The sequence below is a fragment of the Pseudoalteromonas sp. NZS71 genome (genome assembly GCF_015864715.1).
Lineage (GTDB): Bacteria > Pseudomonadota > Gammaproteobacteria > Enterobacterales > Alteromonadaceae > Pseudoalteromonas > Pseudoalteromonas arctica.
On the sequence record NZ_JADYWS010000001.1, the window covers coordinates 214,394 to 229,301 of the forward strand.

Sequence of the window (14,908 nt, forward strand, 5' to 3'; positions counted from 1 at the left end):
ATTGTTGTTAGCTAAAGGTCGAACATTTATATAAAACAAAATGCTTTATATTTAATCAATGTTGATTGACATTAAACTAACAAGTACCTAAAAACTTGATTAGCTGTCCACAAAAGTTGTCTGTGAGTCCAAACTAATAAAACCTAAAGGATTGATATGCACACATCTCAGTTAAACAAAAAACGCCAACAACTTGATGTATTAATAGAAAATAAAGTCACATTCGCTGCAGATAGCAGTGAGTTGAGTATTTACGACACGTATCAAAGCGCGCAAAAGGTAGCACTGCACTCAAACGAGCTGCTGTTTTGTGCCATGCTAAGCGGCAAAAAGGTAATGCACGTAGAAAGGAGCCAATACCATAAAGTATTTTTACCACACGAGTCGTTTGTATTAGCGCCAGAGCAAGGTGTTTTAATTGATTTTCCACAAGCATCAATGCACGCCCCAACCACCTGTTTAGCCATTGAAATTAGCACAGATAAAATAACGAGCGTGGCGAATGCACTAAACATGCAGCAAAATTTTGCACACGATGGCTTATTTGAATATGTACCTCAGTTAGTGCATACCCAACATAATATTCAAACGCAGCAATTATTAGAGCGCATGGTGCATTTATTTAGTGAGCAAGGCGCACAGCGACATTACTTGATTGATTTGTCGTTGAACGAATTGATCACCCGTTTATTACAACAACAAAGCCGCGAGCTATTGCTAGCTAGCTGCGATAAGCCACGCCTTAAAACAAAAGTGAGCGATGCCCTGCTTTATATTGAAGAACACTTAAGTGAAACGCTCGACATAAATACCTTATGCAAAATAGCATGTATGAGCCGAAGTAAGTTTTATCATCAATTTAAACTCGCATTTGGCACTACCCCAGCCCTTTGGCAGCAACAGTTAAGACTAAAAAAAGCGCGTACTCAATTACTACAAGGCCATGCAATTAGCCAAGTGTGCTTTGATGTTGGATTTAATAGCGCGAGCCACTTTAGTCGCCTATTTAAACAAACCTTTGGCATTGCGCCTAAAGAATGCCGACATTAGCCCTAAAATCTTATTTTTTTACTTTGCTAACGCCCTGAATATGTTAGTTTATTAACATGAGTATTGAGTAAAGAATTGGTATGAGTAAGCAAACCCGCTGGACCCTAAAAAGTATTGCTAAAGAGTTAGGTGTTTCTAACGCGACAGTATCTAATGCGTTTAATCGCCCTGATCAGCTATCGGCTAAACGCCGAGACGATATTCTTGCAGCGTGTAAAACTTTGGGCTATTACGGGCCTAATAAGGCCGCGCAATCATTGCGTAACGGCACATTTAATATTGTCGCTTTAGTGCTGCCCGATAGTGTGGAATACATGGTGTCGGACCCTGTAGCTAGCAGCTTTATGCGCGGTGTTACCTCGGTGCTTGAAAAAAATGGCATTAATGTTTTATTGTTTTCAGGTAATAGCGATAACCTTAACAACGTGGTCGACTTTGTAGATGGCTTTATTTGTTATGGCCGCCCTCGTAATAACGCGTTAGTAGAGCAGTTAAAAACAGTGTCTAAACATGTAGTGACAATTGATTTTGATATTGCTCGCAATGCCTCTGTAAATATTAATAACGAGCAAGCAAGTTACGAAATTGCTAAACACGTACTACATAATCAAAACGATAAAGTGGCTATATTAGGGCTTAGGTTACTTGATGAAAACGTATTATGCCGCGTGTATGAGCATCACGAATTTGAAACCGGACAATCTATTTCGCATCAACGTTTACGTGGTTATCAACGCGCTTTAAGCGAGGCAAATATTACGGTGGCTGACGATCGTATTTGGAACATTCCTGAAAGCAGCGAGCGTTTTGCTAATATTGCTGCTAAAGAGGTTTTAAGTGCCTCCCCTCGCCCTAACGTTATTATTTGTATGAGTGATTTAATTGCCCTTGCCACAATGCGAGAAGCAATAAAACAAGGCATAAAAATAGGTGAAGAACTGCGTATTGTGGGCTTTGATGGTATTGATGAAGCAGCCCGGTTTGTGCCTCGCCTCACCACCATTCATCAAAACAGCCAAGAAAAAGGCGTTATAGCCGCTGAATTATTTATTTCTAAAGAAGAAAAAACTCAGGAAGTCAGTTACGAATTAGAGATTGGTGCGAGTAGTTAGCTTACAAACCTTGTAATAGTTTTATGTGTTAAAAAGCCAAGCTACTTAAGCTTGGCTTTTGCTTTACATGGCGTTTGTAAATTACTTTTATAACATTAAGCTAAAAATGAATTTAAGTTAATCGTTGTTTCTTCATCACCATTTACCTGCGTAATAAGTGCATGGCGTAATTTAAAATCAACAGTAAGTGAAATAGTTTGCTCATCTAGTTGCCACGATAAACAACACATACTGCCTTCACCTTGGGCGCTAAATTCACCTGCAAATGCAGGGTGTGAATTGCGAATTTTAATTAATTCAATTAAACCTTTTACTACAGGCTTATTTAAGGCTTTGTCGATTATATTTGCATCTAAATATGGGCGGTTAATATCACGGCCAACATTTGTATTAGCTAATAGCTCCATATCATTTTCACAGGCAAATAAGCCGCCGTAATACACTTGTGGTACACCTGGAGCAAAAAATTGAATTGCACGCGACAGTAAGTAATCAAAGTCTTTAGCACCTAATGCGTTGTAGTACGTACAGTTAACTTGATATAAGTCGACATTACTCGCTGCAGCGCCCGTAGCTTGGCGGCTTTGGTTGTTGCTGTTGGCGTGCATAGTTTCTACTAGGTTATCAATCTGCTGTGCATTTAATAGCCCTGGTTTGTCGCCCATTGGACCTGCGTCAATAATGCCAATACCGTCGTGTGTATCAAGTACGGTTAAGCAATTACGTGGCGAAATTTGTAACCATTTGAGTAGTGCATCTACATCGTTGTTAAATAAGCTGTGTAAAATAAGCGGTGGTAACGCAAAGTCGTAAACCATATTTACGCGTTTTGCCACTTCTACCTGAGTTTGATAATGGCTATGAATTTCTGCAATGGTTTCCATGCCTAAATCGTTTGCTTGCTTAGATAAGTTATCTAGGTAGCCAAACGTTTCATCAAGCATAAAGCAGTTAGTGCCAGCTTGCTTAATGGCGTAACCCGCCGCATCTAAACGAATAATATTTACATTGTTAGCCGAAAATTTAGTAAGTACGTTATTTAAATACGCAACACCGGCTTCTACTTTTACGTTTATATCAATTTGGTTATCGGTAAAAGTGGTCCAAAAGTCGTACGTTTGGCCGTCGCCGCACTGCATTGGCGTAAAGCAACTACCTGGGCGTGGGCGGTAAATTGCTTTTTGCTCAGCTTCGCTCATACCATTTGGAAATACATCATCTTTGGTTAAAAACAAATCCCAAAATTCTGATTGCTTACCTTTAGCTAATACATCTTGAAACTGAAAAGACTGCGCCGATACATGGTTAACAATTAGGTCAGCCATTAAGTCGAGATCTTTACCTAATACTTGTATGTCTTCCCAAGTGCCTATTCTAGAATCAACTTCACTATGATCAATAGGGTCAAAGCCAGCATCGCTGCCATCAATAGGATTGTAAAATGGCAATAAGTGCACACCACCAAATACGCCTTTTAAAGGGCCGTTTAAAAGTGTGGTTAGCGCGCCTATATTTTGGCCAGTGATTCGATCAGCATATGTGATCAATTGAACTTTATTCTTCATCATTGTGTGATTACCGTGTTGAAACTTAATCGATTAAGATATATCTTTAACTAGCGAGTAAGAATTTACAAGTAATTTTTAATAATTTTACATACAAATTTCGTGTCTCACGTAATACTACAGTAAGCAACTGACTGACTTACGAAGTATTAATAGAGAATTTAACGAGGAATAAACACATGACAAAATCACACACTCACGTAAGCAGCGACCCACTGCAACAAATACGCTGGCTTACATACATGATGTTTTTTATGTTTGCCATGACCTCTGACGCAGTCGGCATGATAATCCCCGAACTTATAAAAGATTTCGGTTTGAGCATGACTCAAGCTAGTGCATTTCATTACGCTCCTATGGCACTCATTGCCTTTAGTGGATTATTTTTAGGCTTTTTAGCTGACAGCCTTGGCCGTAAAAAAACCATTATGCTAGGTCTATTAATATTTTCCGCGAGTTGTTTTTTATTTGCATTTAGCACCAGTTTTACTTTCTTTTTAGTATTGCTTTGCTGCATAGGCCTGGCCATTGGTTTATTTAAAACCGGCGCACTGGCATTGCTTGGCGATATTTCACATAGTAACGACGACCATACTAAAACTATGAACAAGGTTGAGGGCTTTTTTGGCATTGGCGCTATTGTAGGCCCTGCCCTAGTTGGTGTTTTATTAGTGCAAAACGTTAGTTGGACATACCTGTATATTACCGCGGGCGTAATGTGTTTAATCCTTGCTTTATTAGCATGGCGCGCAGACTACCCTGACGTAGTTAAAACAACTGAAAAGCCAGCCTCTTTGGCCACGACCATGAAAATGGTAAAAAACCCTTATGCACTTGGCTTTTCTTTAGCTATTGCACTTTATGTAGCGACTGAAGTGGCTATTTATGTATGGATGCCAACGCTATTAAAGGACTACACAGGCTCTTGGCCACTCCTTGCCACTTATGCACTTACTATATTTTTTATACTACGTGCTGCAGGTCGTTTTATTGCCGTATGGTTACTAAATCGTTATAGCTGGCAAGGTGTTATGGCTTATTTAAGCTTAGGTATTGCGCTTTGTTATGTGGGTACACTTATTGGTGGCGTTGACTGGGCTGTAGGGTTACTACCTCTTTCAGGTTTATTTATGTCTATGGTTTACCCAACTTTAAACTCTAAAGGTATATCGTGTTTTCCTGCTGAGCGCCATGGAGCCGTAGCCGGCGTTATATTATTTTTTACCGCATTATCGGCTGCTTTAGCTCCTTTATTTATGGGTATGATCAGCGATTACTTTGGCCATGTGCGCTATGGCTTTTACTTAGCAACAGGGTTTGCCGTGATTTTATTTGTAGCTATGTTGTTCAATTATTTACGCGACCCATCAATGAGTGCTTTACAAGAAAATAACCCAACAGCTTAAAAACTTGTATCTCAATACAATAAAAAAACACTTTTAAAATCAATACATGAATAATAAAAGAGCAAATTAAACACAAAATGATTTGCTTATTGTAAAATATTTGTTATTTTTACTTAATCGATTAAGTAAAGACAACAAATCCTACTGGGTTCAACACAACGAGGCGTTCACATGACAACACACAATACACCTTTATATTTAATCAGCGCTTTAGCACTTGCCGTAAGTCAAGGCGTTAACGCACAAGAAACAGACCAAGCAACACCTGAAGCATCACAAAACAAAGGTCTTGAAACAATTGTTGTAACCGGCGTACCACGTCGAACAACAATCATGGCTTCAAGCGTATCAGTTAGTAGCGTATCACTTGAACAAGTTCAAGTGTCTACTCCTCGCTCAACAGCCGAGGCTTTTAGAATAATCCCTGGTATTCGTGCAGAATCTACAGGTGGCGAAGGCAATGCAAATATTGCTGTTCGTGGCCTGCCAGTTGCTTCAGGCGGTGCAAAATTTTTACAATTACAAGAAGATGGTTTACCTGTAATGCAATACGGTGATATCGCTTTTGGTAATTCAGATATTTTTATGCGATTAGATAACACTGTGCAAACTATCGAATCGATTCGTGGTGGCTCAGCATCTACTGCAGCAAGTAATGCACCTGGTGGCATTATTAACTTTATCTCTAAAAATGGCGAAAACGAATCTGGCAGTGTGTCTACAACACTTGGCTTAGATTACGACAGCGTTCGTACAGACTTCGAATACGGCACTTACTTAACCGATAGCGTGCGTTTTCATGTTGGTGGTTTTGTTCGACAAGGCGAAGGCCCGCGCGAAACAGGTTACACGTCTAATAAAGGTGGCCAAATAAAAGCTAATCTTACAAAAGATTTCGACAACGGTTACGTTCGCCTTTATTACAAACACTTAGACGATAAGAGTGTTGGCTACCTTCCAATGCCAATGTACTCAAATGGTGACTCTATTGCTGGCTTTGATGCGCAATCAGACACACCTCACTCAGCATTATTTACTAAAACAGTACGCTTAAATGGTGAAAACCAAATTAGCAGTGGTGATATCCGTGATGGTATGAATCCAAAGGTTGACTCTGTTGGTTTTGAAGCTGTATTTGATTTAGATAACGATTGGCGTATTGAAAACCGTTTCCGTAAGTCATCAATTAGCGGTAACTTTAATTCACCTTTCACAGAACAAGTCGGTAGTGCAACATCAATAGCTGAAAGCATTGGTGGCGCAGGTGCAACCTTGAGTAACGCGAACACCGGTGAAGCGTTTAACGATGGTTTAGCAATGAAGATGGTGACATTTGATGTCACAATGAATGACTTCGGCTCTATAGTTAATGACTTTAAATTAACTAAATCGTTCGACGATGATACCAGCCTTACATTTGGTTATTACGCGTCAACTCAAAACATTGCTATGTCGTGGTTATGGAATTCTTACGTAATGGAGCTCAAGGGTGACAATGCTGCATTATTAAATGTAACAGGTGCCGATGGCACTGAGTTATCTGAAAACGGTTTATACGCCTACAGTGCATTTGGTAACTGTTGTCAACGTGATTACGATACAGAATACGATACTCGCGCCCCTTACGTAGCATTTTCGACTAAGCTAGGTGACGTAAGCATTGATGCAAGTGCTCGCTACGATAGCGGTGAAGCTCGCGGAACATACGCAGGTGCAGTGACTTCAACAGTAGATATGAACCGCGACGGTGTGATCTCTGTGCCGGAACAAAATGTTGCTGGAATTGATACTGCCAACGCAAGCCCAGTAAACTATGACTGGAACTATTCGTCTTATTCAATTGGTGCTAATTACCAAATTGACCCAAGCCTTGCCACGTTTGCACGTATAAGTAAGGGTGGGCGAGCAAACGCCGACCGACTTTTATTTGGTAAAGTACGCGCCGACGGCTCTGTTGCAAAAGAAGACGCTGTTGATGAAGTGAGCCAATTTGAGTTTGGTGTTAAAAAGCGCTTTGATTCATTATCAGTGTTTGCTACTGCGTTTTTTGCCGAAACTGAAGAGCAAAACTTTGAAGCAACATCACAAACATTTTTTGACCGTGAATACGAAGCAAAAGGGATCGAAATAGAATCTACTTACTTTATTGATGCATGGGATTTTCGCGGTAATTTAACCTGGACCGATGCAGAAATAGCCAAAGACGCACTTGCTCCTGAGGTAGTAGGTAATACACCGCGTCGTCAAGCCGATTTAATTTACTCATTAATGGCACGTTACAACTATGAAAAAGGCGCTGCAGGGGTAAGTTTCATTGGTACTACCGATGCATACGCTCAAGATAATAACGATCTACAATTTGACGGCTACACACAGGTAAATGGCTTTGTAAGCTATGACTTATCTGAAAACCTTAATATTGCGCTTAATGTGAATAACCTATTTGATACAGTAGGTATTACAGAAGCAGAAGAAGGTTCAGTACCTGAAAATAACATTATTCGTGCCCGTACTATTAACGGCCGCACAACGTCGGTAACTTTAAAATACGCTTTTAACTAAATGTGTGTATTGCGCTGCGGTGAGTAGTCACTGTAGCGCCTTTTAAAGTATGAATAAATAACACCCTTCACGTTTTTTAGCCTAGCCTTGCTAGGCTTTTTAGGATATTCCAAATGACTAAACTCCTGTGCTTAGGCGAGCTATTAATTGATATGCTGCCACAAGATGCTAATAACTCAGCCTATTTACCTATACCAGGTGGCGCGCCTGCCAATGTAGCTGTTGGCTACGCAAAACTCGGCGCAGAGGCTGCATTTTGTGGTGGTAAAGGGGACGATCATTTTGCCAATCAATTAAGTAATGCATTAGCGCAATACAATGTAAATACAGACTATTTATTTACCATTGCAGGCTCACAAACCGCCATGGTTATAGTAAGCCTTGATGAAACCGGCGAGCGTAGTTTTGGCTTTTATCGCCATAATACAGCCGATGTACTATTAACCCAGGCGCATTTAGCGCATATAAATTGGCAAGAAATAAGCACACTACACTTTTGTTCAAACACATTAACCGAATCAGCAATTGCCAACACAACGGTTAAAGCGCTAGAACTTGCAAAAGCGAATAATAAGCTCGTCAGTTTTGATGTAAATTTACGCTACAGCTTGTGGGAAAACACAAACGATATAGCAAGCAATGTAAAAGCCTGTTACACCTATTGTGACATAGTAAAACTCTCGCGTGATGAACTTAATTTTTTAGCCCAGCATAGCGATACAACGAGCGATGATTACATTCAAATGCTATTAAATACCGGAGTTAAACTGGTGTTTTTAACCGATGGGCCAGAGCCTGCCACGGTTTACCACAGCGCATTTACACTTAACGAATCGGCACCAAAAATAAACGCCGTAGATACAACAAGCGCAGGTGATGCATTTATAGCGGGGGTTTTATACTACTTAAATAACTTAGGAAGTGATTTACCACTAGCAGATAAACTAAATGATAAAGCGAGCGTAAAAGGCGCCCTGCACTTTGCTCTTAAATGTGGCTCTAAAGCGTGTTTAGCTAAAGGGGCATTTCCGGCATTACCTGTGCTGGCTGATGTAATTTAAATGATTAAAGCCCCATGTTACGGGGCTTCAAGTTAGAGTTATATCTATTGCTTTATAAAAGTGACACCTTTTGGTATTTCATCTTGGGGTAACCGAGTAGAGTGCATTTGCGATAACAACCATTTGTCGCCCACTTTTGATACAACGGCACTTTCTAACCAATAAATATCAATACTTCTTTCGGTGCTTTTAATATTGGCTTTATTCCAGTAATTAATAAATGCAACATCACCCACTACACGCGAATTTATAACACTAAAATAATTAGTTCTTATAAAGTCAGAAGGCTTAACAACATTTATAAAGTCATTAATAGTCCACACTTCACCGTGCTCTAAAAGTAGAAATGAATCATCAACGGCCGCACGCATTTGCGTGTGATCAACGTTAGAAACAGCCAAAAAAAGATCGCTAACCGGCGTGAATATGTTGTTATCTTTTGCATGTATTGATGTAGAAAATATCAGGAATGTAATAAAGGTAAGTACTTGTTTCATTGTTTTTATAATGTGTAGTTTGCTCAATAATAATTAGTGTATTTTAATAGAGCAGTATTAACAATTGAAATAAACCGAATGTAACTACCTAACAATGTTACTCATAGAGCAAAAAAGCACTCTATAAGAGTGCTTTAATTTAATTTTTTCAATCAAGCTATTCATCTAGCCAATCTATGGCTGCGGTAGCATTTTCAAAGTATTGAACCTCACCCGATATGAACCAGTTACCTATTTTTGCCATTCGAGCTTGCCACTCTTTATTACCGTAAATAGCTACTTTTTTAAATTCTTTAGAGTGCTTAACACCTAACTTTAAGTCATCCCACGCTGCGCGTAGTTCCCAACCTTCAAGTTCGCTACCATCTATTAAGGCGTTCACGACTGGGTGCTTAACTTCGCCAAGAGCTGAGTTTATCATTGGGGTAATTATTTTATAATCGTCGTGAGTAAGCGTACCAACGGCTTTAAGTTTTAAAAAAAACTCTCTTCCTGCACGTTCAAGACCAATCGATAAACCATGTGTTGTGTGTACCATTACTGCTCTCCTTAAATAGGCTGAGTGGTAAAGTACACCTTCTAAAATTAATTAGTCCTGAACTAAATCAATAAATAATCTCAAATAAACGACTCAATTACGCATTTTGTACGCGAGATATCTGGTTTTCTACATCAGTTAAATGGCCCGTTTTAAGCCATACTTTTGCACCATTACTTCCCGCTTTAACGTTAACAGAGCTATTAATAGGCACTCTTAACCAACTGTTTTTTACAAAGGTATCGGCTTGCTCATCAAATGAGCCTTCTAGTACTAAGAACTCTGCTCCACCTTTTGCGTTTATAACCATGCAAGCGTTAGGCTTAAAGTGCAACAAGCATACGTCTTCAAAGTCGTCTTGGTATAAAGGGGTTACGGCTACATTTTTAAAACTAGGATGCACCGTACTTTGCATCAAGTCTGTTTGCAAACGCACGTGCGTTCGATCATCTGGCTGAAACTGCCATAACTTTACAAATATAACGCAGCCATTTTCAGACCCCGGTTTATGCTTTGATTGCGGTGGATTACGGATATAAGAACCTGCCACAAAGTCACCATGTTCATCTTGAAATACCCCTTCAAGCACAACAAACTCTTCACCGCCTGTATGAACATGCGGCGAAAATTCACTGCCAGGTGCATAACGAACAATAGTCGTTGCGCGAGCAACTTCGTCGCCCACACGGTCCAGTGCTCGTCTATCAACACCCGCCATTGGCGATGCAACCCACGGTAGCGTTTCGCTATGTACAACAACTCGTTTACTAAAATCGGCAGCAATTTTCATATTTGGCTCCTAACCGTAACTCCACTTAAACTTTAAACTAACAACCTAATTAAGCCGCAACACTTGGGCGTTCTGCTACTTTTTCTTGCCATGCAACTAAATGGGTTAACTTATTCGGGATTGCTATTTGTGCAAATCCAGCAAATACCAGACCAGCATACAATGTAATATCAGCAATACTAAACTGCTCACCAGCAACAAACGCCGATTGCGCTAGTACATCATTAAAATAGCTAAACCCTTGGCGTGCTTTTTCGCCTTGTTTTTCACCCCAAGCCACATTTTGATACGTTTCAAGCTCTGGACCTAAGCCATCAGTTGCATGATGAAAGTAAGTTGCCACAGCGTCAAGCACCATAGATTCTGCGCGTTTTTGCATCATGTTAATTACTGCACGCTCTTTTGCGGTTTCACCCATTAAAGATGGGCCTTCAAATGCGGTATCAATATACTCAGTAATAGCGGTACTTTCTGATATAAACGTGCCGTCATCTAGCTCTAATACGGGCACACCTGCTAATGGGTTTTTAGCTAAGAAGGCTTCTGTTCTGTGCTCACCATTTAATAAATCAACAGGTACAAACTCAACATTTGCAGTGGCATTTTTTTCAGCTAAAGCGATACGAACACGAAGTGGGTTTGGAAAGTTTTCTACATCATAAATTTTCATAGCAATCTCTATCTTTATTGTTTAAAAGTGAATTAATGGCAGCAACCTACCTACCGGTAGGTAATTTATAATATTAAACTAAATTTAAGTCAACGTTTAAATTTTTCTGATTTATAGGATTTAACTTAATTCATAATAAAATTAGGGGGTTGCTTAAAAATAAAAACGCTTGTAAATAACTACCTACTGGTCGATAATTTTGCTATACCAATTGCATTAAATAAGTGATCTATTATTGCGCTAAGAAAATAGCGCAATAACAACAAGGCGAAAATTATGACATCTAGTTATTCTATATGAATAATTTTTAACGCAGTTAGTGAGTTGTTTAATGCGATACAATGATCATGTTTTAATAAAATTGGTATTACTGCAGATAGGAAAATATTAAAAGTGAGTAAAAAAGAAGCGTTATTAAAAGCAGCTGAAAACAAGGTGCGCCTTGGCGGATACAGTAATTTTAGTTTTAGAGAGCTCGCAAGCGAAGTTGGAATTAAGAGCGCCAGTGTGCACTATCACTTTCCGACTAAGGCCGATTTAGGTGCTGAGCTTGCTCATCAATATACTAATTCTTTTTTAGCTGCGTTAGGCGAGCCAAACGAGCTTAAAGCAAGCGGTAAAAATCCTATTGATGTGTACACTCAGCTTTTTAGAAGTGCATTAGTAACCGATCGTAAAATGTGTTTATGTGGTTTGCTAGGAGCCGAAAGCGATAGCCTTCCAGATAAAGTACGCCTTGAAGTAAAACGCTTTTTTAATCAAAATTTAACATGGCTTAGCGCTGCGCATTTAGCTAATGGTGACCTCAACCCTACTAAAGCGGCTATTCAAACAGTGAGCTTGCTTGAGGGCGCTATGATGATAAGCAAAACGCTCGACGATAACAGTTACTTTGAACTTGCAACTCAGTAATACCTTAATTTAGTACACAAAAAAAGCGAGCTATTCATTATGAATAGCTCGCTTTTTTAATGCTTGAAATAACTTATGTGATTATTATTAAACCGCTGTTGGTTTAACTTTATGCTTAGAGTGCACAATAGCTAAAACAATTAAGCCAATCACTGTTACTACAGCACCAATAGGTTTACCTAAATCACTTGATAAGTTAAGACCAATTGCGGCAGTACCAATATAAGAAACCGTTACCGCAGTTGCTATAACAGCAGGAACACTCGCAATCCAATGGAATGTACCACGGTCAAACAAGTACTTAGTGGCAAGCCATAATACGCTTGTAGAAAGCAGCATGTTTGAAAATGCAAAGTAGCGCCAAATTAATGAAAAATCGAGTTTCGTCATAAAGTAAGCAATAGTAAGTATAGGTACAGCCACTAATAAGCGATTACGTAAACTTTGCGGAATATTAAACGCATCAACAACTGTTAAACGTAATGAGCGGAACGCTGTATCACCAGAAGTAATTGGGAAAACGGCTACTGCAATAATTGCCATTATACCGCCAAATACACCTAAGTAACTGTTAGCTACATGGTTAACAACTAAACCTGGACCACCTTGATCAAGCAATGCTTTTAAGCCAGCGTAACCATCTGGGAACGCTGCAATACCTGCAAGTGCCCATACACAACCTACAATACCTTCACACATCATAGCGCCGTAGTAAACTGGACGTACGTATTTTTCGTTAGTTAAACAGCGCGCAATAATTGGCGCTTGAGTAGAGTGAAAACCACTAATAGCACCACAGGTAATTGTTATAAATAACAATGGCCATGTTGGTAATCCATCTGGGTTTGGCTCTAAAAAGTCATGTGCGTGATCAGCTTCAAAGTAAGCTAAAAAGTCACTTGGTACCGGTAAGTGCGGCGCATTAATTAGTAATGAAATAGCAATTGCCACTGTCATTACAATCATTAGCGCACCAAAAATTGGGTAAAACTTCGTGATAATTTTATCAATTGGTAGCAAGGTAGCTAAAAAGTAATACGCTAAAATAGCGAGTACCCAAAAGGTATTATTTGCCAGTATTGTACCTTCAAAAAAATCAAGGTTACTTAGCAAACCTGCAGGGCTCATAATAAATACTACACCTACAAAAAACAGTAGCATGGCAGTAAATACAAGCATAAAGCCTTTAAATACGACGTTGTAATAATGGCCTGCGATTTCTGGTAGGCTTTTACCGTCTTCTTTTATACTCATTACACCTGAGAAGAAGTCGTGTACAGCGCCACCTAAAACATTACCAAGTACAATCCATACTAGTGCAACTGGTCCGTATAAAGCACCTAAAATTGGGCCAAATATTGGACCTACGCCAGCAATGTTTAAAAACTGAATTAAAAATGCTCGTACAGGGTGAATAGCTACGTAATCAACACCTTCGCTAAAGCGTTTTTGTGGTGTGTCAGCAGTTGAATCCAAACCGGCTTGTTTTTCAACAAATGGGCTGTAAAACTTATAGCCCAGTATTAAAATAGTGAGGCAGATAAAAAAGATGATCATAAAGCACGTTTCTCTTTTTGTATTTTAGTTATAGAGCGCATTGTGTGTCGCCCCGCCTTTTCAATCCGTGAATAATCGACGAACAATAACAAAGCTTCAACCCTCAAACAATAAGACGTTTAGCTAATACAATAATCGATATAAGCCACTATTTACGCAACCTGCACACTAAACGTTCCACATTGAATGTTTATTACACACGTCTTATTTTGGGCACAAAAAAAGCGGTTAAACTTTTACGTTATAACCGCTTTCACACACAATGTTTTTTTAAAGTGGGTTCATAAACTCACTAATTTGTTGATGCGTTAAAGTAGGTGTTGCGCCAGAACTTTCGGCGACCATTGCTCCAACGGCACATGCAAAGTCAACGGCATATTGCGCGTCGTCGTTGCTACAAAGCTGATAAATTAACGAACCTAAAAACGAATCCCCTGCGCCAACAGTGTCAATTACGCTAATTAAATAACCTGAATTATAAAAATTCTCGCCTTTGATTGTTAATAAAGCACCGTGGCTACCTTTGGTTACACATAAGTAATCGGTATTTGTTTGCTGTGCTATAAACGCTAAATTTTGTTCAAGCGAATGAAACTTACAACCCATCGCTTTTGCTATTTCGTATAGCTCTTCATCGTTTAATTTAATAAAGTCTGCTTTATTCATTAAATCTACAAGTGTTTCTAGCTTGTAATGCGGTGCACGTAGGTTTACGTCAAACACTTTGAAGTTTGCTACATCAACTAATTGATTTAACGTTGCTAAAGACGCTTCGCTTCGCCCAATTAAGCTGCCAAATACAAATACATCACTACTTTTGACTTTACTAAGTAACTCATCAGTAAGCGCTATATTATCCCACGCAGTGTCTGCCACTATTTCATAACTTGCTGAGCCACCACTGTCGAGTGTTACCTCAACCGTGCTAGTTTTTTTGTCACTATTAATAGCAATGTATTCGCAGCTTACGCCTTTGCTAGTAATTTCGCCTAGTAACTCAGCGCCTAACTCGTCGTTACCAACAGCGCTGATCATGTCGGCTTTAATGCCTAGTGAGTTGATACGCACACACATATTAAGTGGCGCGCCACCTAAGCGTTTACCTGAATCAAAACAATCCCACAGCACTTCGCCAAAGCAGCTAACACTTACGTTTTCGCCTGATTTATGATTAATTAAAATGCTCAT

General features: G+C 39.4%; 13 protein-coding genes. 6 read left to right on the forward strand and 7 right to left on the reverse strand.

The genetic code is table 11. The features are described 5' to 3' along the window. Positions 1-156: 156 nt before the first annotated feature. On the forward strand, positions 157-1,050 hold the full coding sequence (locus I6E85_RS00885; RefSeq protein WP_024596981.1) for an AraC family transcriptional regulator: 894 nt from the start codon (positions 157-159) through the stop codon (positions 1,048-1,050). Positions 1,051-1,130: 80 nt separating this feature from the next. After that, complete coding sequence (locus tag I6E85_RS00890; protein ID WP_024591929.1) at positions 1,131-2,162, forward strand: LacI family DNA-binding transcriptional regulator; 1,032 nt, start codon at positions 1,131-1,133, stop codon at positions 2,160-2,162. A gap of 95 nt (positions 2,163-2,257) precedes the next feature. On the opposite strand, the gene gtfA is transcribed toward I6E85_RS00890, so the two are convergent. Continuing rightward, a complete protein-coding gene (gtfA, locus tag I6E85_RS00895; protein ID WP_182724080.1) occupies positions 2,258-3,730 on the reverse strand; it encodes a sucrose phosphorylase in 1,473 nt (490 codons plus the stop codon). A 176-nt stretch (positions 3,731-3,906) separates the two neighbouring features. Here gtfA and I6E85_RS00900 point away from each other — a divergent pair, with 176 nt between their 5' ends. The 3 genes from I6E85_RS00900 to I6E85_RS00910 all read left to right on the forward strand — a co-directional run bounded on the left by I6E85_RS00900 (position 3,907) and on the right by I6E85_RS00910 (position 8,756). Further along, entirely contained in the window at positions 3,907-5,133 is a 1,227-nt protein-coding gene (locus I6E85_RS00900) for a sugar MFS transporter (RefSeq protein ID WP_039488390.1), read from the forward strand. A 171-nt stretch (positions 5,134-5,304) separates the two neighbouring features. Beyond that, positions 5,305-7,695: a TonB-dependent receptor gene (locus tag I6E85_RS00905; RefSeq protein ID WP_197236463.1), complete on the forward strand. Its 2,391-nt coding sequence runs from the start codon at positions 5,305-5,307 to the stop codon at positions 7,693-7,695. Positions 7,696-7,808: 113 nt separating this feature from the next. After that, a complete protein-coding gene (locus I6E85_RS00910; protein ID WP_197236464.1) occupies positions 7,809-8,756 on the forward strand; it encodes a carbohydrate kinase in 948 nt (315 codons plus the stop codon). A 44-nt stretch (positions 8,757-8,800) separates the two neighbouring features. Here I6E85_RS00910 and I6E85_RS00915 read toward each other — a convergent pair whose 3' ends face one another. The 4 genes from I6E85_RS00915 to I6E85_RS00930 all read right to left on the reverse strand — a co-directional run bounded on the left by I6E85_RS00915 (position 8,801) and on the right by I6E85_RS00930 (position 11,251). Beyond that, the gene (locus tag I6E85_RS00915; protein WP_024591934.1) at positions 8,801-9,253 is read right to left on the reverse strand and encodes a nuclear transport factor 2 family protein; all 453 of its coding nucleotides are present in this window, start codon (positions 9,251-9,253) and stop codon (positions 8,801-8,803) included. A 157-nt stretch (positions 9,254-9,410) separates the two neighbouring features. Beyond that, entirely contained in the window at positions 9,411-9,791 is a 381-nt protein-coding gene (locus I6E85_RS00920; protein ID WP_002960091.1) for an STAS/SEC14 domain-containing protein, read from the reverse strand. Positions 9,792-9,888: 97 nt separating this feature from the next. Continuing rightward, positions 9,889-10,581 carry a cupin domain-containing protein gene (locus I6E85_RS00925; RefSeq protein WP_024591935.1) on the reverse strand — a complete coding sequence of 231 codons (693 nt, stop codon included), beginning with the start codon at positions 10,579-10,581 and terminating at the stop codon, positions 9,889-9,891. 49 nt (positions 10,582-10,630) lie between these two features. Next, positions 10,631-11,251, reverse strand: a complete 621-nt coding sequence (locus I6E85_RS00930; protein WP_024591936.1) for a glutathione S-transferase family protein — start codon at positions 11,249-11,251, stop codon at positions 10,631-10,633. A gap of 393 nt (positions 11,252-11,644) precedes the next feature. Here I6E85_RS00930 and I6E85_RS00935 point away from each other — a divergent pair, with 393 nt between their 5' ends. Then, the gene (locus I6E85_RS00935) at positions 11,645-12,163 is read left to right on the forward strand and encodes a TetR/AcrR family transcriptional regulator (RefSeq protein WP_024591937.1); all 519 of its coding nucleotides are present in this window, start codon (positions 11,645-11,647) and stop codon (positions 12,161-12,163) included. Between the two features lie 87 nt (positions 12,164-12,250). On the opposite strand, the gene I6E85_RS00940 is transcribed toward I6E85_RS00935, so the two are convergent. Then, a complete protein-coding gene (locus I6E85_RS00940; protein ID WP_010553606.1) occupies positions 12,251-13,720 on the reverse strand; it encodes a carbon starvation protein A in 1,470 nt (489 codons plus the stop codon). 270 nt (positions 13,721-13,990) lie between these two features. Further along, positions 13,991-14,908: a carbohydrate kinase gene (locus I6E85_RS00945; RefSeq protein ID WP_007584308.1), complete on the reverse strand. Its 918-nt coding sequence runs from the start codon at positions 14,906-14,908 to the stop codon at positions 13,991-13,993.

Coding starts and splice junctions, on each gene's coding strand:
- I6E85_RS00885 (WP_024596981.1), top strand. CDS start 157: ATGCACACATCTCAGTTAAACAAAAAACGCCAACAACTTGATGTATTA.
- I6E85_RS00890 (WP_024591929.1), top strand. CDS start 1,131: ATGAGTAAGCAAACCCGCTGGACCCTAAAAAGTATTGCTAAAGAGTTA.
- gtfA (WP_182724080.1), bottom strand. CDS start 3,730: ATGATGAAGAATAAAGTTCAATTGATCACATATGCTGATCGAATCACT.
- I6E85_RS00900 (WP_039488390.1), top strand. CDS start 3,907: ATGACAAAATCACACACTCACGTAAGCAGCGACCCACTGCAACAAATA.
- I6E85_RS00905 (WP_197236463.1), top strand. CDS start 5,305: ATGACAACACACAATACACCTTTATATTTAATCAGCGCTTTAGCACTT.
- I6E85_RS00910 (WP_197236464.1), top strand. CDS start 7,809: ATGACTAAACTCCTGTGCTTAGGCGAGCTATTAATTGATATGCTGCCA.
- I6E85_RS00915 (WP_024591934.1), bottom strand. CDS start 9,253: ATGAAACAAGTACTTACCTTTATTACATTCCTGATATTTTCTACATCA.
- I6E85_RS00920 (WP_002960091.1), bottom strand. CDS start 9,791: ATGGTACACACAACACATGGTTTATCGATTGGTCTTGAACGTGCAGGA.
- I6E85_RS00925 (WP_024591935.1), bottom strand. CDS start 10,581: ATGAAAATTGCTGCCGATTTTAGTAAACGAGTTGTTGTACATAGCGAA.
- I6E85_RS00930 (WP_024591936.1), bottom strand. CDS start 11,251: ATGAAAATTTATGATGTAGAAAACTTTCCAAACCCACTTCGTGTTCGT.
- I6E85_RS00940 (WP_010553606.1), bottom strand. CDS start 13,720: ATGATCATCTTTTTTATCTGCCTCACTATTTTAATACTGGGCTATAAG.
- I6E85_RS00945 (WP_007584308.1), bottom strand. CDS start 14,908: ATGAGCATTTTAATTAATCATAAATCAGGCGAAAACGTAAGTGTTAGC.